Raw genomic sequence first — 19,466 nt, forward strand, 5'->3', positions numbered from 1 at the left:
ATCACCGGTCAGGGCAGGAGGTGACCGGCCTGGCGGCGTACCTGGTGACCGCCGGGCAGGTGCACCGGGCCCTGGCCGCGCCAATCAGTGACCAGGGCGTCCAGCGCTGCCACGTGACTGTGGGACAGCGCGGCCGGCGCGGCACCCAGCTCGCGGGCCCAGGTGTGCAGCACCCGGGTACGGACTGCGGCCGGCAACCCGGCCAGCCCGTCGACGGCGAGCGCACGGCCGTCGGCCCGGACGTCGGCCAGCGCGGCGTCCGCGAGCGCGTCGAGCGCGGCGTTGTCCGCGGCGAGCAGGCGGGCGGTACGGGCCAGGTTCGCCACCACCCCCGGCCCGAGCGCGTCGACGAGTGCCGGCAGCGCGTCGGACCGGACCCGGGCCCGGGCGTACGCGGGGTCGGCGTTGTGCGGGTCCGCCCACGGGTCGAGCCCGAGCGCGGCGCAGGCGTCCCGGGTGTCGGCACGTGGGATGTCGAGAAGTGGGCGCAGCAGGGATACCCCGTCGAGATCACGACTTTCCGGCATCCCGGACAGCCCTCGTGGCCCGGCGCCCCGGGCCAGCGCGAGCAGGACCGTCTCGGCCTGGTCGTCCCGGGTGTGCCCGAGCAGCACCCCGGCCGCGTGGTGCCGGTGGGCCGCCGCGACCAACGCCTCGTACCGGGCCTCGCGGGCGGCCGCCTCGGGGCCGCCGGGCCGGCCGTCCACCCGTACCGGAAGCACCTCGACCGGGTCGAGCCCGGCCGAGCGGGCCCAGGCGGCGACCGCCTCGGCCCGCTCGGCGGAGCCGGGCTGCAGGCCGTGATCGACTGTCACCAGGCCCGCCGGGCGGCCGAGGCGGGGAGCCACGAACGCGGTGGCGGCGGCGAGCGCGAGCGAGTCGGCGCCGCCGGAGCACGCCACCAGCACCGGTCCGGCGCCGGGCAGGCCGGTCAGCGCCCGGCGTACGGCGAGCCGCACGGCGGCGACGGCGGGAGCGGGCGACGGAGAGCGGCGCGATCGCGCGCCGGAATCAGCCCGGCCGGGGCGATCCACCGAGCCAGCCGGATCCGCCGAGCCGGCGGGACCGCCCGGCACGACCGAGCCAGCCGAACTCAGCGCACCAACCGAACTGGGCGAACCACCCGGGCCGGGCGGGTCAGCCGAGGGGCGGGGTGGCACCGGCGGGCCCGTGTACGCGGTTCACCCAGGCGTCCGGGTCGCCCAGCTCGTCCAGGCGCGGCAGCGTCAGCGGCGACGAGAAGATCTTGTTGAAGCCCGGCATCCCCACCCGGTCGACCACGCCGTGCACGAACTTGCGGCCCTCGGCGTACTGGCGCATCTTGACCTCGATGCCGAGCAGCCGCCGGATCGCCTTCTCCAGTGGGTTGCCGGACTCGCGGCGGCGGTTGAACGCCGCCCGGATCGACTCGACGCTGGGGATGACCTGCGGGCCGACGCCGTCCATCACGAACTCGGCGTGCCCCTCCAGCAGCGTCATCAGCGCGGTCAGCCGGTCCAGCACGGCGCGCTGGGCCGGGGTCTGCACGATGTCCAGCACGCTGGCCCGGCTCTCCGGGTCCTTGACCGCGTCGGAGAGCGTCGCCACGCCGCGGCGGAGCCGTTCCAGCAGGTGCTCGCCGCCCTGGGAGGCGTCCACGAACGCCTGCACCTCGCCGAGGAAGTACGCGCGCATCCACGGCACGGCGGTGAACTGGGTGCGGTGGGTGACCTCGTGCAGGCACACCCAGAGCCGGAAGTCGCGCGAGTTCGCGCCGAGCTTCCGCTCCACCTCGAGGATGTTCGGGGCCACCAGCAGCAGCTGGCCGGGGTCACCGGCGAACACCTCGTACTGGCCGAGCACGCGGCCGCTGAGGTACGCCAGCACGGTGCCGGCCTGCACACCCGTCACGCGGGAGCCGATCGCCTCGGTGAGCGCGCCCGGCCGCTTGTCGCCGGAGAGGCGCTCCACGAGCGGGGACACCACCTCACGCAGCCCGGCGATGTTCGCCGCGGCCCAGTCCCGGCGGTCGACCACGCGTACCGGCGGGTGGGCGACCTGCGGACGCAGGCCGGTGTAGTCGGCGACGTGCCCGGCCGCCTCCTCGGTCAGCCGGCGCAGGTCGCCGACCACGTCGGTGGCCTCGGCGTACGACACCCGGGGGCCCGACTTGCTCAGCGCCCCCGCTGTCGCGGCGGCCAGATCCCAGTCCACGAACTGCGCCATGAACCCACCGTACCCGCGCCGGAACACCCCCACCCGGGCTCGCGCCCGCCGATCGACGCCCGTCGGTCAGCGGCAGCCGCACCCGGCCAGCGCGGAGGTGATCCGGTCCAGGGCCGCCCGGGTCTCGTCCAGCGAGCCCTGCGTCCGGTCGGTGAGCACGGCGAACGTGAGCAGCCGGCCGTCGGCGGTGGTGACCGTGCCGGCGATGGCGTTGACCCCGCTGAGCGTGCCGGTCTTGGCGCGCACCACGCCCGCGCCGGCGCTCGTCGCCGCCGCCCGGTAGCGCTCGTCGAGCGTGCCGGACCAGCCGCCGACCGGCAGGCCGCCGAAGATCGCGGCGAGTTCGGGGTGGCTGCCGTTGCCGGCGAGCGTGATCAGGTCGGTGAGCAGCGAGGGGCTGATCCGGTTGGTGCGGGACAGCCCGCTGCCGTCGGCCAGGCTGATCTCGCCGGCCGGCAGACCCAGTTCGCCGAGCACCTGGCCGGTGGCCGCGGCGCCGCCGGCGAACGAGCCGGGTTTGCCCTTGGCGAGCGCCACCTGGCGGGCCATCGCCTCGGCGATCACGTTGTCGCTGTCGCTGATCATGATGTCGACCAGCCGGATCATCGGCAGGGACTCGACGGTGCCCAGTTCGGCGCCGGGGGCCGTACCGGTGGCGCCGGACGCGGCCGGCGCGGTGCCCCGGGTCACCTGGGCCGCGCCGCCGGTGAGCCCGAGCAGCTTGGCGAACTGCCGGCCGGCGGTCAGGTCCGGCTGGGGCACCCGTTCGGCGGCGTGGTTGGTCTGCTCGGCGGTGCGGCGCGCCTCCGCCGGGTTCTTCCGGGCGCCGTCGGTCATCAGCGCGGTGATCGCCGCGCCGAACCCGCCGGTGGGGATGTCGGAGTCCCAGCCGGGTTCGAAGACCGGGCCGGTGAACAGCGACGAGTCGACGATCACCTTGGTCGGCGCGGTGCCGCCGAGCGCGTTGCGCACCTGGGCGGCGAGGTCGTCCAGCCGGGCCGCGCCCGGGTAGAAGCCGTCCTTGTCCACGGCGAGCGTGGGGTCACCGCCGCCGACCAGTACCACCTCGCCCGGGTTCGGGCCGGCCACCGCCCTCGTCGGGATCCGGTAGGCCGGGCCGCGCGCCGCGAGCACCGCCACGCCGGTCGCCAGCTTGGTCACCGAGGCGGGCACCGTCGGGGTGTCCTGGCCGCTGCCGTAGAGCGCCTGGCCGGTGCTCACGTCGGCCACCGACAGGTGCACCCGGTCGCCGAGCGCGGCGGCGCGCACCAGCGGGTCCAGGGCGGCGCGGATTCCGGCCTCGGTGGGCAGCGGGGCGTTGCCGTCCGGCCCGGCCAGCACGGCCGGCGGGGTGGGCTCGGGCGGCGCGGCGACCGCCGTACCCGAAGAACTGTCGTCGCCCAGCCAGCCCGCGACCGGACCGGGCCGGAACACGGCCAGCCCGGCGACCGCCAGGGCCAGCACGAGTACGCACGCGAGCGCCGCGACCAGCCGGGAGCGGCGACGCGGCGCGGCCGGAGGCGGGGAGGGCGGGGGCGGCGCGGCGCCGGCCGGTGGGACGGGCGGGCTCACCGGGATCGGACCCGGAGCCGGACGGTGGGGGACGTTCGCACCCGGGACGGACACCCGGCCGGTGGCGCCACCGGAACCGGAACCCCCGGAAGCGGACCCGTCAACCCTCTCGGGGCGGTAGTGTGAATCTTCCCTCCCCACGGCCCCCTCCTCCCCGCTCGAAATCGCCTTGGGCGACACTACTTCGGTCCGAACACTATGCGGCGGCCGAGGCCGACGGGGGGCGTTCCCCCGCGCCGGGGGCGAACCGCTGGTTCCGTTAGCCAGCGTGGGCAAACGAGGGAGCGTGGGAGATGGATTTCGACGTCACGGTTGAGATCCCCAAGGGTCACCGCAACAAGTACGAGGTAGACCACGCGACCGGCCGCATCCGGCTGGACCGTACCCTCTTCACCTCCACGCAGTACCCGGCCGACTACGGCTTCATCGAGGGCACCCTCGGCGAGGACGGCGACCCGCTGGACGCGCTGGTGCTGGTGCCCGAGCCGACCTTCCCCGGCTGCCTGATCCGCTGCCGCACCATCGGCATGTTCCGGATGACGGACGAGAAGGGCGGCGACGACAAGGTCCTCTGCGTGCCCTACGAGGATCCGCGCCAGGAGCACCTGCGCGACATCCACCACCTGGGCGAGTTCGACCGGCTGGAGATCCAGCACTTCTTCGAGGTCTACAAGGACCTGGAGCCGGGCAAGTCGGTCGAGGGCGCGACCTGGGTCGGCCGGGTCGAGGCCGAGGCAGAGATCGCCGCCTCGTACCGGCGGGCCAAGGAGGCCGAGGAGCGCGGCGAGACGCTGCACTGACGCTCACGCTTTCGCCGGAGGCCCGGGTCGCGCTTCGCGACCCGGGCCTCCGCGTGTTCAGGCGAGCAGGTCGCGGGCCCGGTCGTAGAGGCCCAGCACCGCGCAGGCCACCGGCACGACCGCGACCACCAGCGCGGTGTCGGTCAGGTCGGCCAGCCGGCCGAGGTACGGGGAGACGGGTCGCCGGGCGTACGTGGCGCCCGCGGTGACCGCGGCCAGGGCCAGCGCCAGCCCGCCCACGGCCAGCGCGAACCGGCCGGCCGGACCGGCGCGTTCGGCCAGCACCGCGCCGAGCAGGGCGTACCCGGCCAGCCCGGCGACGACGGCGGGCACCCGGTGGCGGACCGCCACGAACAGCCGGGAGCGCAGCAGCAGCACCCCGCAGGCGACGGCGGCGAGCAGCAGCCCGGCGGTCCGGCCGGTGGCGACGAGCACCGCGACCGCGCCGACCGCGAGCAGCGCGTGGCCGAGCAGCATCCCGGTCAGCACCTCCTCGGCGCGGGCCACCGCCGCGTGCACCCGGCCCCGGTCCGGCAGGTCCCGGGTGCCGGCCGGGCTGGGCAGGGTGAGCGGTGGCAGCGGCAGCTTGCCGACCCGGATGGCCAGCAACGGCAGCCCGCCGAGCGCGAACACCAGCACGGCGAGCAGGACGGCCGCGGCGCCGGCCGGGTCGAGCAGCAGCCCGCCGAACGCGGACGCCACGCCGGTCACGCCCGCCGTCACCCCGGCCACGAAGACCCGGGACCGGCTGGCCACGCCGAGCAGCCCGAGCACCGCCACCAGCAGCAGCGCCACCGAGCCGACGAGCAGTTCCGGTGCGCCCACCCAGCGCAGGCCGGGGATCGGGCCGACCGGATCGCCGGAGGCGACGGCGAGCGCGCCGGCCGTCGCCGCCCAGGGCAGCGCGTACCCGCCGAGGGTGGCGCCGACGGCGCCGTCGCCGTACGCCCGGGAGGCCGCGGTGGCGGTGAGCACCAGGATCAGGGCGACCGCCGCGGCGACCGGCCAGCCGCGCTCGTCCGGTCCGGCCGCGACGACGGCGACCAGCCCGACGGCCAGTGGTACGGCGGCGCCGCCCAGCGCGGCGGCCCTTGTGGCGCGGGCCGACCAGGCGGCGCCCCGGCGCCGGGCCCCGTCGACTATCGCCTCGACCACATCGTCGTACTCCAGCTCGGGCCACTCGGCACGGGCCGGCACCAGGTGCAGCACCTCGCCGTCGCGGACGCCCTGCGGCAGGAGCGCCTGCGCGGTGGCGAGCACCCCGCCGTCGGTGCGGCGCAGCACCCACCCACCGTGCCGTTCCCCGTCGTCGGCCAGGCCTTCCCCGGCGTGCCGGAGCACCTCGGGCAGCAGCTCGGCCAGGGGGACCTGCTCCGGTAGGGCCACGTCGACCCGCCGCCGGGGCGCGCTGATGGTGACCCGGGCGAGCCCGCTTGTCATCGAGGCACCTCCATATCGAGCGGGAACAGTGGGCTGACGGACGAGAGGACTTTACCTACGATGAGCCAGGCTCGGGTTACCCAGAGCCACTTCCGGGGAGGGTGAGTGTCCACTGTCGTCATCAAGCGGCCGCCACGCCGCCCGGCGCCGGAGATTCCGGTCGGCGAGCTGCCGGTCGAGGCGCCGCCGGAGATCCCGGTGGCGACCGGCGGGCGCTGGCAGCAGGCGCTGATGGTGCTGCCGATGCTCGGCGGGACGGTGGCCATGGCGATGATGTTCGGCCGCGGCGGCGGCGCCTACTCGTACGTGGTGGGCGGCATGTTCGGCCTCTCCTCGCTGGCGATGCTGGTGACCACCTGGGGCAGCGCCGGGCCGAAGAAGTCCGAGCTGATGGCCGCCCGCCGGGAGTACCTGCGGCACCTGGCCACGCTGCGCCGCCGGGTGCGGGAGACCGCCGGCGCGCAGCGGGCCGGCCTGTCCTACCGCCATCCCGATCCGGGGCGACTCTGGTCCACCGTCGACAGCCACCGGGTCTGGGAACGGCGGCCCGACGACGCGGACTTCGCCGTGGTCCGGGTCGGTGTCGGGCCGCAGACGCTGGCCACCCCGCTGGTCCCGCCGGTCACCCGCCCGCTGGAGGAGCTGGAGCCGATGACGGCCGGGGCGCTGCGGCGCTTCCTGGACGCGTACTCGGTGGTGCCGGACCTGCCGGTGGCGCTGTCGCTGCGCAGCTTCGCCCGGGTCTTCGTGCGCGGGCCGGCCGGCCCGGTACGCGGCACCGGATCGCCCGCCGCGCAGGCGCTGGCCCGGGCGGTGCTCACCCAGCTCGCCGTCTTCCACGCGCCCGACGAGCTGCTGATCGCGGTCTGCTCCGGGCCGGAACGCCGGGCCGCCTGGGAGTGGGTCAAGTGGCTGCCGCACGCCCACCACCCGAGCCGTACCGACGCGCTCGGCCCGGTGCGGCTGGTCACCAGTTCCGCCGCCGACCTGGAACGGCTGCTGCACGACGTGCTCGGCGCCCGGTCGCGGTTCAGTCCGCACGGCGTGGCAACGGACGGGCCGCACGTCGTGGTGGTGCTCGACGGCGGCGACCTGACCGGGGCCACCGACCTGGCCGGCGACGGCGGCATCGACGCGGTCACCGTGCTCGACCTGGACACCCCGCCGCCCCGGCTGCTCGACCGGTACGCCCTCCTGCTCGACCTGGTCGACGGCCGGCTGCACTCGCACTCCGCCGAGGGGCACGCCGAGGTGGGCGCCGCCGACGCGCTGGCGACCGCCGACGCCGAGGCGGTGGCCCGGCGGCTCGCGCCGCTGCGGCTCGCCGGCACGGTACGCGGGCCGGACGCGCCGCCCGGCGCCGAACCCGGCCTGCCCGAGCTGCTCGGGCTCGGTGACCCGGACGGCTTCACCGCAGAGCAGGGCTGGGCGCCCCGGGCCGCGCGGGACCGGCTGCGGGTGCCGATCGGGGTTGGCGCGGACGGCGGCGCGATCGACCTCGACCTGAAGGAGTCGGCTCAGGACGGCATGGGCCCGCACGGCCTGCTGATCGGCGCGACCGGCTCCGGCAAGTCGGAGCTGCTGCGCACGCTCGTGCTCGGGCTGGCCGCCACGCACAGCTCGGAGCAGCTCAACTTCGTGCTCGTCGACTTCAAGGGCGGTGCCACGTTCGCGCCGTTCGAGCGGCTGCCGCACACCGCCGCCGTGATCACCAACCTGGCTGACGCGCTGCCACTGGTGGACCGGATGGTGGACGCGATAAACGGTGAGCTGATGCGCCGGCAGGAACTGCTGCGCCGGGCGGGCAACTTCGCGAGCGTGCGCGACTACGAGCGCGCCCGGGCGGCCGGCTCGCCGCTGGCGCCGCTGCCGTCACTGCTGCTGATCTGCGACGAGTTCTCCGAGCTGCTGTCCGCCAAGCCCGACTTCATCGACCTGTTCGTGCAGATCGGCCGCCTGGGCCGGTCGCTCGGGGTGCACCTGCTGCTGGCCAGCCAGCGGCTGGAGGAGGGGCGGTTGCGCGGGCTGGACACGCACCTGTCGTACCGGATCGGGTTGCGGACGTTCTCGGCGCTGGAGTCGCGGACGGTGCTGGGCGTGCCGGACGCGCACGAACTGCCGCGCAGCCCGGGGCACGGCTACCTGCGTTCCGGCACCGACCCGCTGGTGCGGTTCAAGGCCGCGTACGTCTCCGGCGCGGTCCACCGGCGCGGCGGGCCGGCGGGCGCGCCCGACGCCGGTGAGTCGCGGGTGCTCGCCTTCTCCACCCATCTGGTGCCGGTGCCCGAGCCGGCCACGCCCGCCGCTCTCCCCGCCGAGGACGACAGCGGCGAGACGCTGCTGGACCTGCTGGTGGACCGGCTGTCCGGGCAGGGCCCGCCGGCGCACCAGGTGTGGCTGCCGCCGCTGGACGCCTCGCCCGCCCTGGACGAGCTGCTCGGCCCGGTCGGCGCCGACCCGGTACGCGGGCTCACCGTCGCCAACCCGGAGCTGCACGGGGCGCTGCAGGTGCCGGTGGCGGTGGTGGACAAGCCGTTCGAGCAGCGGCGTGACCTGCTCTGGCTGGCGCTGGACGGCGCGGCCGGGCACGTCGCGGTGGTCGGCACCACCCGCAGCGGCCGGTCCAGCCTGCTGCGCACCCTGGTCTGCGCGCTGGCGCTCACCCACACCCCGGCCGAGGTGCAGGTTTACTGCCTCGACTTCGGCAGCGGCACGCTGGGCACGTTGCGCGACCTGCCACACGTGGGCGGTGTCACCGGGCGCTCCGACGGCACCGCGGTGCGCCGTACCGTCGGCGAGGTCGCCGGCCTGCTCGCGGAGCGGGAGCGGCGCTTCGCCGAGGCGGGCGTGGAGTCGATGGCCGCGTGGCGACAGCGCCGGGCGGCGGGCGCGACCGACGCCTTCGGCGACGTGTTCCTGGTGGTGGACGGCTGGAACACCCTGCGCGGCGAGTACGAGGACCTGGAACCGCTGGTCACCGAACTGGCCACTCGCGGCCTGGCGTACGGGGTGCACGTGGTGGCGACCGCGCTGCGCTGGTCGGACTTCCGCCCGGCGATCCGCGACCTGTTCGGCTCCCGCCTGGAGCTGCGCCTGGGCGACCCGGCCGACTCGGTGGTGGTCAAGCGGGCGCTGGCGGCGACGGTGCCGGAGGAGCGGCCGGGGCGGGGCATCACCGCCGGCGGGTTGCACTTCCTCACCGCCGTGCCCCGGGTCGACGCGCTCGGCGGCGAGACCGCCGACCTGGTGAAGGCGGTCGCCGGGGCGTGGACCGGTCCGCCCGCGCCCCGGGTGCGGCTGCTGCCGCCGGTGCTGCCCTACGCCGAGCTGGACCAGAGCGCGACAACCGGGCTGGCGTTCCCGATCGGCGTGGCGGAGGCGGACCTCGCCCCGGTGGTGCTGGACTTCGCCACCGAGCCGAACTTCATGGTCTTCGGCGACGCCGAGTGCGGCAAGTCGTCGTTCCTGCGCGCGCTCGCCACGTCGATCGTCAACCGGTTCACCCCGGAGCAGGCCCGGGTGATGCTCGTGGACTACCGGCGCAGCCTGATGGGCGTGATCGACACTCCACACCTGATCGGGTACGGCACGGCGGCGCCGCACACCGCCGAGCTGATCGAGTCGGCCGCCGGCTACCTCGCGGGGCGGCAGCCCGGACCGGAGGTGACCCCGGCTCAACTGCGCAGCCGGTCCTGGTGGCAGGGGCCGGAGCTGTTCGTGCTGGTGGACGACTACGACCTGGTGGCCGGCGGCCCGACGAACCCGCTGCGCGCGCTGGAGGAGCACCTGCCGCACGCCCGGGACGTCGGGCTGCATCTGGTGCTGGCGCGGCGGACCGGCGGGGCGGGACGGACCGCGTACGAGCCGATCGTGCAGCGACTGCGGGAGTTGTCCACGGCCGGGCTGGTGATGTCGGGCGGCCCGGAGGAGGGCGCGCTCGTCGGTCAGGTGAAGGCCGGGCCGCTGCCGCCGGGCCGGGCCCGTCTGGTCACCCGTCGTGAGGGGGTGCGCCTGGTGCAGTTGGCGCATCTTCCGCCCGGGTGATCCGAAGTGCCGAGTTGGCCCGTGACGGCCGGGACAACCGGTAATCTCCGAGCGGCATGTGTCTGACGCGACGGAACGGCTGGGGAATGTGACCAGGGATCGGCAGGGCCTGCCCGGTGGGCCGCCCCGGCGCGTCGCCCGGCGCGCGTTGCTGGCCGTCGCGTCGGCGCTGGTCGTCGTCGCCGGTCCGCTGACGCCGCCGGCACAGGCCGCGCCGTCCGTCCCGGTCGCCGCCTCTCAGCGGCAGTTGGCGGCTCCCGACCGGGTGCTCCGCGGCGACCACGTCCGCGACGAGCAGTGGCAGTTGGAGAAGCTGCGGGCGAAGACCGCCTGGCGCACCTCGACCGGGCGCGGCGTGGTGGTCGCGGTGATCGATTCCGGTGTGGACGGATCGCATCCCGACCTGGCCGGCCAGGTCCTGCCCGGCCTCGACCTGGTGACTCCGGACGGCTCGGACGGGCCTGATCCGGTGGGGCACGGCACCACCGTGGCCGGGCTGATCGCCGGGCGGGCCGACGACGACCGGGGCGTGGTGGGGCTGGCGCCGGACGCCAAGATCCTCCCGGTCCGGGTGCTCGACGCCGAGAACCGCTACGACGACGCGCTCATCATCGCCAAGGCGGTGCGCTGGGCGGTGGACAACGGCGCCGGAGTGGTCAACCTGTCGCTGGGCGGCAGCAGCGACAGCGCGGCCCTGGCCGCGGCGCTCGACTACGCCTTCGCCCGGGACGTGGTGGTGGTCGCCTGCACCGGCAACCTGGCCACCTCGACGACCACCAAGGTCTGGTATCCGGCCCGGGAGCCCGGCGTGCTGGCCGTCGCCGGGCTGGAACGCTCCGGCGAGAACCTCTGGTCCGGCTCGATCACCGGCCACGAGACGGTCCTCAGCGCACCCGCCACCGCGCTCTACGGCGCGCGGCCGGAGGGGGGCTACTGGCGGGTGCAGGGGACGAGCTTCGCCGCGCCGCTGGTGGCCGCGACCGCCGCGCTGGTCCGCTCGCGGTACCCGAAGATGTCCGCCGGGGACGTGGTCAACCGGCTGATCAGCACCGCCCGGGACCTCGGCCCGACCGGACGCGACGACCGGTTCGGCTACGGCCTGGTGGACCCGGTGGCGGCGCTGACCGCCGACGTGCCGTCGGTGGGTCACAACCCGCTGGACGACAACGACTCTCCCGGCGTGGTGGGCTTCGGGCCGGCCCCGGAGGACGGACGCGACACCCGGGCCGCGGCGGCGGGCCGCGGCGGCGACCCGCTGGGGCGCAGGCCGGAGGGCTGGTCGGCGCTGCCGGCGGGGCAGACCGTCGTGGGCGCCCCGGAGCGGCTCTGGAGCGGCCTGGCGCTGTTCGTGGCGTTGATCACCGGCAGCGCGCTGATGGTGCGCCGGTTCCGGCAGATCCGTCGCTGACCGACGCGGTGGTCTGACCGCGCCCGTTCCTGGGTAGGGAAGCCCCCATGGACACCACCGGGGCGACTGTCACGCGCCGCCGGTCGTGGCGGAGCCGCCGCCTCGACCGGGACCACTCACTGGGTCTGCGGCTCTCCCTGGCCACCGCCGCCGCGTTCCTGGTGCTGATCCCGTTCGCCCTGCTCGCGCTGCTGGTGCTCGGCGCCTGGTCGCCGCTGCTCCGGCTGGACGCCTCGATCACCGACGCGTTCCACGGGTACGCGCAGGACCATCCCGCCTGGGTCGCGGTGATGACGGTCTGGACGCACGTCTTCGGGCCCGGCCCGCTGCGGGTGGCCGCGGCAGCGGTGGCGGTGTGGCTGTTCCGGCGCGGCGCGTCCCGGCTCGCGGCCTGGGTGGTCGTCACCATGATCGCCGGTGGGCTGCTCGGCGCGCTGCTCAAGCTCCTGGTCGGGCGGGACCGGCCGGACCTGCTCGAACCGGTGGCCCGGGCGGCCGGTTACTCGTTCCCGTCCGGTCACGCGCTCAACGCGGCGCTGGCGGCCGGGGTGCTGTTGCTGGTGTTCCTGCCGTTCGCCCGGGACAGCCGCGCCGGCCGGATCATGCTGTGGGCAGCCGCGCTGCTGGTGACTGTGGTGACCGGGCTCAGCCGGATCGCGCTGGGCGTGCACTGGACCAGCGACGTGGTGGGTGGCTGGGTGCTCGGGGCGGCGGTGGTGGCCGCGACCTCGGCCGCGTTCGCCACCTGGCGCAGCGGATCCGGGCGACCGTCCGCCCGTCCGCTCCGCGAGGGCGTCGAGCCGGAGCTGGCCGATCAGCGGCCGGAGGGCGGCCGGGCGTAGCCGGAGCCGCCACGGGGTACAGGCGAGCCCATGTCCGATGTCGTGATCCGAGTCACCCGGCGTGTCCTGCTGCCGCTGGCCCTGCTCTTCGCGCTGATGGTGGGTCTGGGCCTGCTGGTGACCCGGGTGCTGGCGCGTACCTGGCCGTTCACCGTGGAGGACACGGTCAACCGGGAGCTGGCCGGCGATCGCACGCCGGGCTGGAACGACGTCTCGCTGGTGTTCAGCACGCTCGCCAGCACCCAGATGATCGTCGTGGTCACGGTGCTGGCGGCGCTGGTGCTGCGGCTGGTGCTGCACCGCTGGCGGGAGCCGCTGTTCCTCTGCGCGGCGGTGACCGCGCAGGCACTGATCTTCCTGTTCACCACGATGGTGATCGACCGGAACCGTCCGGCCGTCGAGCACATGGACGCCTCCCCGCCGACTTCGAGCTTCCCGTCCGGGCACACGTCGGCGGCCACCGCGCTCTACGTGGGTCTCGCGGTGCTGCTGGCGCTGCGGGCGCGCAGCACCCCCGTGAAGGTGGGCTGGTGGGCGCTGCTGGTGCTGGTGCCGGTGGGCGTGGCGCTCACCCGGATGTACCGGGGCATGCACCACCCCAGCGACGTGGTCGCCTCGTTCCTCAACGGCGGCGCCTGCGTGGCGATCATGGCGCGGGCGGTGCTCGACCGCACGCTCACCTGGGGTCGCGCCCGGCTGCCGCTGTCCCGCTCCGGCGACGAGGCGACACCGGCGGGAGCGCCGGCGGGCGGCTGAGCGCCGCCGGCCGGCTCAGGTGCACTCGCCGGTGGCCACTCCCCGGGTACGCTCCGCGCCCGCCAGCGCCACCGGCCGCGCCTCGGCCGCTGTCACCGCGAAACCGGTGTTCGGGTCGTCCGCCGCCGCCGCGAAGATCACGCCGAGCACCAGCCCGTTCGAGGAGACCAGCGGGCCACCGGAGTTGCCGCTGCGGACCAGCGCCCGGATCGTGTAGATCTCCCGGGTGACGTCCCCGGCCGAGTAGATGTCCGGACCGGTGATCCGGTCGACGTCCCGGATCCGGGCCGGGCGGGCGTCGTACGGGCCGTCGAGCGGGAAGCCGAGCACGATCGCGTCCGCGCCGGTGGCGGCCTGACCGGCGGCGAAGCGCAGCGACGGGCCGGGCAGCCCGGGAACGTAGAGCACGGCGAGGTCCCGGTCCGGGTCGTAGACGACGACCTCGCCGTCGTACCGCTCGCCGCGCAGCTCCACCGCCACCGAGCGGGTGCCGGCGACCACGTGCGCGTTCGTCATCACCCGGTCGTCGGCGTACACGAAGCCGGAGCCCTCGATGCGGCGCGAGCAGCTCGGCGCGGAGCCCAGCACCTTCACCACCGACCGCCTGCTGTTCTGCACCACCTGCGAGTTGGCCAGCGCCGGGTCGGGCGGGGCGACCTGCCGGGCCCGGGTCGGCGCGAGATCGCCGAACACGTCCGGGAAGCCGTTGGTGTCGACGGTGTCACGCAGCGCGGTGGACAGGTCCTGCGCCTTGTCCGGCAGCACCTGGTCGACGACGGTGAGCAGCGCGCTGTTACGGACCGAGGAGGCCAGCCACGGCACCGAGGAGGAGCCGAGCGGCACGGCGACCAGCCAGGCCACCAGCATGACCGCGATGACCGAGATGAACGCGCCGCCGACGTCGTCGACCTTCCGCCCGGCCGGCCCGGTGATGGCCGCCCGCAGGTTGGAGCCGAGCCAGCCGGCCAGCGCCTGCCCGAGCACCGCGAGCCCGAAGATCGCCACCAGGGAGACCAGCACGCGGGTGCCGCTCGCCGTGAACTGCTGGGCGATCAGCGGCCCGACCTGGAGGCCGAGCAGCGCGCCCAGGAAGAAGCCGGAGAACGACAGGGCCCCGATGACGAAACCCTGACGGTATCCGCTGATCGCGAACACGAGCATGAGCAGGAGAAGGACGAGATCCACGGCGGACACGCCCCAAGGGTACGGGCACCGGGCCCGTGCTCGGCTCAGCGCTCGCGGAACGTGACCCGAGGATGCGTACCGGTGATCAACGCACGGGTGTCTCGTCGGCCGGTTCGGTGCCCGCCGACGGCGCGGGTGTGGCGTCGACCGGCGGCAGCTCCACCACCCGTGAGCGCGGCCAGGGCCGGGACCAGCCGCCCATCTCCAGCAACCGGTCGATCACGCCGGCGGTGAAGCCCCAGACCAGCATGCCGCGCACCGAGAACGCCGGGCCGGTCCAGCCGCTCGGATGACGGACCCGCATCCGGTTCTCCGGGTCGACCAGCTCGGTGACCGGCAGCCGGGCCACGTGCGCGACCTCGGCCGGCTCGCGCGGGTGCACCGGGTGCGGGTCGTGCCACCAGGCGAGCACCGGCGTGACCACGAAGTCGCTGACCGGGATCCAGAGCCGGGGCAGCTCGGCCAGCACGGTGACGCTGCCGGGGTCGAGCCCGACCTCCTCGTTCGCCTCGCGCAGCGCGGTGGCGCGGGCGTCGGCGTCCTCCGGGTCGGCGGCGCCGCCGGGAAACGCCGGCTGACCGGCGTGGTTGCGCAGCGTCGCGGCGCGCTGGAGGACCAGCACGTCCGGCCCGGCGCCGGGCTCCTCACCGAGCAGCACCAGCACGGCGCTCTCCCGGCCGCCGCGCTCCGGCGTGACGATGCGGGTGAAGTCTTCCGCGCGCGCGGTGCCGAGCCGGCCCAGCAGCGGGTCGAACCACCCCGGCGGCCGTCGGGTCATACCTTCACCCCGAGGTGGCGCTGGAGCAGCGCGGCGAGGCGGGCGTCGTCGAGCGCGCCGGTGGCGTCGGTGTGCCGGATCCGCCCGTCGGCGTCGACGAGCACTGTGAGCGGGAACGCGTTGCGTTCCAGCGCGCGCTGGAACGCGTCGCCCTGGTCGAGCAGCATCGGGAAGCCGACGCCGTAGTCCTCGCCGATGGACTGCGCGCCGCCGCGGCTGTCCCGGCTGTTCACGCCGATGACCTGGAACCGGCCGTCGGCCCGCTCGCTGAGCCGCTGGAACGCGGGCAGCTCCTTGCGGCACGGCGGGCACCAGGACGCCCACACGTTGATCACCGCCGGGCCCTTGACGTCGCGCAGGTTCACCGGCGCGCCGCCGGTGAAGCAGTTGAGCGTCAGGTCGGGGAGCTGGTCCCCGGCCTTACCGGCGGGCGTCGGAGCCGCGGCGGCGGGCACGACGGTCAGCGGAGCACAGTCGGCGAACGGCGAGGGGCGCTCGGCCCGGGTCGCCGGCGCCGGACGTTCCGGCTCGTCGGCCGTGGCGGTGCAGCCCGCCACCGCGAGCAGCAGCGGGACGAGAAGGTACGCGAGACGGCGCATCACGGCACGTCCGCCGCGGCGGCCTGCTGCGGCACCAGGTCGGGGTCGAGGCCGACGGCCACCGCCAGGTCACGGGCCCGGGGGCCCTTGAGCAGCTTGGCCGCGGCGGCCGGCTCGGTCGGCCCGGTGCCGTACGCGGGACACAGCTTCGCCAGCGTGCACGCGCCGCAGGCGGGCTTGCGGGCGTGGCAGACCCGGCGGCCGTGGAAGATCACCCGGTGCGACAGCATCGTCCAGTCGCGCTTCGGGTAGAGCGCGCCGATCGCGTGCTCGATCTTCACCGGGTCGGTCTCGGTGGTGAGCGCCCACCGCTGCACCAGCCGCTGGAAGTGCGTGTCGACGGTGATGCCGGGGACGCCGAAGGCGTTGCCGAGGATGACGTTCGCGGTCTTGCGGCCGATCCCGGGCAGGGTCACCAGGTCGTCGAGCCGCCCGGGCACCTCGCCGTCGTACCGCTCGCAGAGCGCGCGCCCGAGGTTGATCAGGGAGCTGGTCTTGTTGCGGTAGAACCCGGTGGGCCGGATCAGCTCCTCCAGCTCGGCGCGGTCCGCCCCGGCGTAGTCGGCCGCGGTGCGGTAGCGGGCGAACAGCTTCGGCGTGACCTCGTTGACCTTCTTGTCGGTGCACTGGGCGGACAGGATCGTCGCGACGGCCAGCTCCAGCGCGTTGGAGTGGTCGAGTTCACAGTGCGCGTCGGGGTGCGTCTCGGTCAGCACGCGGCCGATGCGCCGGGCGCGGCGCGTACGGCCGAGGTCGGTCTCGGGGGAGCGCGTGGTCACGTCGGCCAGCCTACGTCGCGGGGCCGACGCTCCGGCGGCTCGGCGCGGTGGTCGTGCGCTCAGCCACCCGCGGGCGCGGTGATCCTCCCGGTCGCGTCCAGCTTCGCGCCGGTGTCCGGGAAGTCGGCCCCGTTCAGCTCGCGGACCAGCCCGAGGCCACGGTTCTGCCGGTCGACCGACGGGCGTCCCACTCCGTTCATCACGGTGGAGGTGAACGTGCCGCCGACGAACTTCCCCTCGGCGGTGAGCGACACCTTGAGCACGCCGCCCCAGCCGAGTCGCCCGGAGCTGTTCAGCGACTTCCCGCCGCCGGCGAAGTTGCCCAGGCTGTACGCGATCAGCCGCCCCTTGTAGAACTCCATCCCGCGCAGCACGTGCGGACCGTGGCCGATGACCAGGTCGGCCCCGGCGTCGATGACGGTGCGGGAGAAGCGGATCGGGTCGCCACGGTTCTCGCCGAAGAACATCTCGGTGCCCGGCTTCACCCGGGTCTTGTCCGACCCCTCGGCGCCCATGTGCACCTGCACCACGACGATCTGGGCCGCCTCCTTGGCCATCTCGATCACCTGCTTGGCGGCGTTCAGGTCGACCAGGCTGTTGGACCAGGGGTACGACGAGAAGCCCACCACGGCGACCTTGACGCCCTTGACGTCCACCACGGTGATCTCACCGGGCGCGCCGGTGTGCTTGAGCCCGTGCGCCTCCAGCGCCGACTGGGTGTTCTCGTAGCCCTGCCGGCCGTAGTCGTAGCCGTGGTTGTTGGCCTGGTTGAGCAGCTGGAACCCGGCCGAGCGCAGGTGCGCGGCGTAGCCGGGCGGCGCCCGGAACTGGTAGCAGTTCTTCGGCTGCGGGCCGCACTTGCCGGCGCCGGTGTCGTCGGTGAGCGGCTCCTCCAGGTTGCCCATCACCAGGTCACCCTTGAGCGCCGACTTCACGTCGTCGAAGAAGCCCTTGCCACCGTTGGGCGGCAGCCGGTCCGGGGCGTTGCCCATGATCACGTCGCCGGTCGCGGTGAGCGAGATCGACGGCTCGTCGGGGGCGTTCGGCGCCGCGGGCTGGTCACCGGTGGCGGGTCCGGCCGCGCCGGTCGACCCGCCGCCCTGACCGGCCTGCCACCTCGCGTCGCCGCCCGATCCGCCGGCGTCACCGGCGCAGCCGGCGGCGAACAGGACGGCGGCGAGCGCGGCGAGCGCGGCCAGACGGGTCCGGACCGCGCCTCGACGAGGTCCGGGGAGGGCTGGGCGCGGCGCGGCGACGGCGGCGCGGCGGGCACGGGGCACAGAACGGGCGGGAGCGTACATCGTCGGCGACGCTACCGTCCCCGGAACGCCGCGACGAGGGCCGATCGGTCGGAAAACCCGGCGTGTCGCATGTGAGGGCCGCACGTCAACCCGCCCGCCGGTCGGACCAGGGCACCACGGTCCCGGCGCCGCCCGAGCGGACGGCGGCGTGCACGGCCCGGGCCAGTGGCGCGCCCCAGGCCGACCGGGGCCCGCCGTACGGGGCCGGATCGCCGTCGGCCGGGCAGAGCACAGTCACCGCGTCGGTGGGGGTGCCGGTGGCGGGCAGTCCGAGTTCCCAGATCGCCTGCGCCTTCGCCTCGGTGGCGGTAGCCACCGCGTTGACGAGTGCCGCGTCGCCGAGCCGCTGCGGCACGTACGCGACGATGTTGACCGTGCCGACGCGCTGCGCGGGCTCGGGCACGGCGGGCCGCGCCGGCTCGGGCGCGGCGGCCCAGACCGGCGTGCCCAGGCCGACGGTCGCCCAGACCCGGACGCCGCCGTCGGTGCGGCTGACCACCTCGGTCACGTCCACGCCGGTCAGCAGCCCGACGCCGGGTCCGCCCAGGCCGAGGCCGTGCGCCAGTTCGGCCAGGTGCGCGGCGGGGTCGTCCCGGTCGTACGACATCGGCACCGTCGCGTTCAGCACCCACCCGCGGACGCCGATCCCGCCGCCCAGCGGAGCGGAGCCGACCGCCAGCAGCGGCGTCTCGGCCCGCCAGACCAGCAGAGGGATGTCCCACCCGGCTTCGGACCGGGTGGTCAGGAACGGCTCACACAGCACGCCGGTCACCCTACGATCACAGGAGGGAACGGGTGGCGCCGGCCCGGACCGGAAGCGGGATCTTAGCTGCTCACCGGGTCGGGCGGGTTACGCCCAACGATCAAGATTCCAGGGGTGCACCTCTGATTCCTACTCATGTGCGCCTAGACTGGCGGCGCGCGAGGGATCAGCGGACGGCGGACCCGGCCGACGGACGGCACGCGCAGGCGGAGGTGCGCGATGGACGAGGTACTGGCCCGCAGCGGGATCTTCCAGGGTGTCGACCCGGAGGCTGCCGAGGCGCTCGCCAAGGAGATGGAGACGATCGAGGTCCGCAAGGGCGAAATCGTCTTCAACGAGGGCGAACCCGGCGACAGTCTCTACATCCTCCTGTCCGGCAAGATCAAGGTGGGTCGCCGCGCGGCGGACGGCCGGCAGAACCTGATCGCCGTGATGGGCCCGTCGGACATGGTCGGTGAGCTGTCGCTCTTCGACCCCGGTCCGCGTACGGCGACCGCCACCGCGGTCACCGACACCCGGCTCGTACGCCTGCGCAAGCAGGCCCTGCGGCCGTGGCTGAACAACCGGCCCGAGATCGCCGAGCAGCTGCTGCGGGTGCTGGCCCGCCGGCTGCGCCGGACCAACGACTCGCTCGCCGACCTGATCTTCACGGACGTGCCGGGCCGGGTCGCCAAGAACCTGCTCCAGATGGCCGGCCGCTTCGGCACCCGCGACGGCGGCGTGCTGCGCGTGACGCACGACCTCACCCAGGAGGAGATCGCCCAGCTCGTCGGCGCCTCCCGGGAGACCGTCAACAAGGCGCTCGCCGACTTCGCCTCGCGCGGCTGGCTGCGACTGGACGGCAAGAGCATCATCATCCTCGACCCGGAGCGCCTGGCCCGCCGCGCGCGGGTCTGACCTCCGTACCGGCTTCTCCGGCCCGGCCCGCCAACGCGCGGAGCCGGGCCGGTGCCGTCTCTGCCCGCCGCAGAATCGCTTGGTCCTGCCGGGCCGG

16 protein-coding genes are annotated in these 19,466 nt (G+C 75.0%); 6 read left to right on the forward strand and 10 right to left on the reverse strand.

Features of this window, described 5'->3' with window-relative positions:
* Window positions 1–8: 8 nt before the first annotated feature.
* The 3 genes from tilS to dacB form a co-directional block, all read right to left on the reverse strand.
* The gene (gene tilS / locus A4R25_RS12390) at window positions 9–959 is read right to left on the reverse strand and encodes a tRNA lysidine(34) synthetase TilS (RefSeq protein WP_064446791.1); all 951 of its coding nucleotides are present in this window, start codon (window positions 957–959) and stop codon (window positions 9–11) included.
* Between the two features lie 178 nt (window positions 960–1,137).
* Entirely contained in the window at window positions 1,138–2,205 is a 1,068-nt protein-coding gene (locus A4R25_RS12395; RefSeq protein WP_043330860.1) for a zinc-dependent metalloprotease, read from the reverse strand.
* A gap of 66 nt (window positions 2,206–2,271) precedes the next feature.
* Window positions 2,272–3,777 carry a D-alanyl-D-alanine carboxypeptidase/D-alanyl-D-alanine-endopeptidase gene (gene dacB / locus A4R25_RS12400; protein ID WP_369830110.1) on the reverse strand — a complete coding sequence of 502 codons (1,506 nt, stop codon included), beginning with the start codon at window positions 3,775–3,777 and terminating at the stop codon, window positions 2,272–2,274.
* 293 nt (window positions 3,778–4,070) lie between these two features.
* Between dacB and A4R25_RS12405 the strand changes: the two genes are divergently transcribed.
* Complete coding sequence (locus A4R25_RS12405) at window positions 4,071–4,577, forward strand: inorganic diphosphatase (RefSeq protein ID WP_013288994.1); 507 nt, start codon at window positions 4,071–4,073, stop codon at window positions 4,575–4,577.
* A gap of 57 nt (window positions 4,578–4,634) precedes the next feature.
* Here the strand turns inward: A4R25_RS12405 and eccD are convergent, their stop codons facing one another.
* Entirely contained in the window at window positions 4,635–6,017 is a 1,383-nt protein-coding gene (gene eccD, locus A4R25_RS12410) for a type VII secretion integral membrane protein EccD (RefSeq protein WP_064446793.1), read from the reverse strand.
* Window positions 6,018–6,122: 105 nt separating this feature from the next.
* Between eccD and eccCa the strand changes: the two genes are divergently transcribed.
* From eccCa to A4R25_RS12430, 4 genes are all read left to right on the forward strand, one after another.
* Window positions 6,123–10,061: a type VII secretion protein EccCa gene (eccCa, locus tag A4R25_RS12415; RefSeq protein ID WP_064446794.1), complete on the forward strand. Its 3,939-nt coding sequence runs from the start codon at window positions 6,123–6,125 to the stop codon at window positions 10,059–10,061.
* Between the two features lie 109 nt (window positions 10,062–10,170).
* Entirely contained in the window at window positions 10,171–11,469 is a 1,299-nt protein-coding gene (gene mycP, locus A4R25_RS12420; RefSeq protein ID WP_064446861.1) for a type VII secretion-associated serine protease mycosin, read from the forward strand.
* 47 nt (window positions 11,470–11,516) lie between these two features.
* Entirely contained in the window at window positions 11,517–12,311 is a 795-nt protein-coding gene (locus A4R25_RS12425) for a phosphatase PAP2 family protein (RefSeq protein WP_064446795.1), read from the forward strand.
* A gap of 30 nt (window positions 12,312–12,341) precedes the next feature.
* On the forward strand, window positions 12,342–13,067 hold the full coding sequence (locus A4R25_RS12430) for a phosphatase PAP2 family protein (protein WP_043327877.1): 726 nt from the start codon (window positions 12,342–12,344) through the stop codon (window positions 13,065–13,067).
* Window positions 13,068–13,082: 15 nt separating this feature from the next.
* Here the strand turns inward: A4R25_RS12430 and A4R25_RS12435 are convergent, their stop codons facing one another.
* From A4R25_RS12435 to A4R25_RS12460, 6 genes are all read right to left on the reverse strand, one after another.
* On the reverse strand, window positions 13,083–14,261 hold the full coding sequence (locus A4R25_RS12435) for a MarP family serine protease (RefSeq protein ID WP_043327876.1): 1,179 nt from the start codon (window positions 14,259–14,261) through the stop codon (window positions 13,083–13,085).
* Between the two features lie 76 nt (window positions 14,262–14,337).
* Complete coding sequence (locus A4R25_RS12440) at window positions 14,338–15,030, reverse strand: CoA pyrophosphatase (RefSeq protein WP_043327875.1); 693 nt, start codon at window positions 15,028–15,030, stop codon at window positions 14,338–14,340.
* Complete coding sequence (locus A4R25_RS12445) at window positions 15,027–15,629, reverse strand: TlpA disulfide reductase family protein (RefSeq protein WP_043327874.1); 603 nt, start codon at window positions 15,627–15,629, stop codon at window positions 15,027–15,029. The genes A4R25_RS12440 and A4R25_RS12445 overlap by 4 nt, the downstream gene beginning before the upstream one ends.
* Window positions 15,629–16,408: an endonuclease III gene (nth, locus tag A4R25_RS12450; RefSeq protein WP_064446796.1), complete on the reverse strand. Its 780-nt coding sequence runs from the start codon at window positions 16,406–16,408 to the stop codon at window positions 15,629–15,631. The genes A4R25_RS12445 and nth overlap by 1 nt, the downstream gene beginning before the upstream one ends.
* A 59-nt stretch (window positions 16,409–16,467) precedes the next feature.
* On the reverse strand, window positions 16,468–17,607 hold the full coding sequence (locus A4R25_RS12455) for a CapA family protein (RefSeq protein ID WP_064446862.1): 1,140 nt from the start codon (window positions 17,605–17,607) through the stop codon (window positions 16,468–16,470).
* Window positions 17,608–17,794: 187 nt separating this feature from the next.
* Window positions 17,795–18,472 (reverse strand): adenosylcobinamide amidohydrolase, encoded by a 678-nt coding sequence (locus tag A4R25_RS12460; protein WP_064446863.1) that lies wholly within the window; start codon window positions 18,470–18,472, stop codon window positions 17,795–17,797.
* 219 nt (window positions 18,473–18,691) lie between these two features.
* On the opposite strand from A4R25_RS12460, the gene A4R25_RS12465 reads away from it, so the two are divergent.
* Window positions 18,692–19,369 (forward strand): Crp/Fnr family transcriptional regulator, encoded by a 678-nt coding sequence (locus A4R25_RS12465; RefSeq protein WP_007466162.1) that lies wholly within the window; start codon window positions 18,692–18,694, stop codon window positions 19,367–19,369.
* Window positions 19,370–19,466: the final 97 nt, after the last annotated feature.

The organism is Micromonospora sp. NBRC 110037, from assembly GCF_001652995.1.
In the GTDB taxonomy this organism is placed as follows: domain Bacteria; phylum Actinomycetota; class Actinomycetes; order Mycobacteriales; family Micromonosporaceae; genus Micromonospora; species Micromonospora chalcea.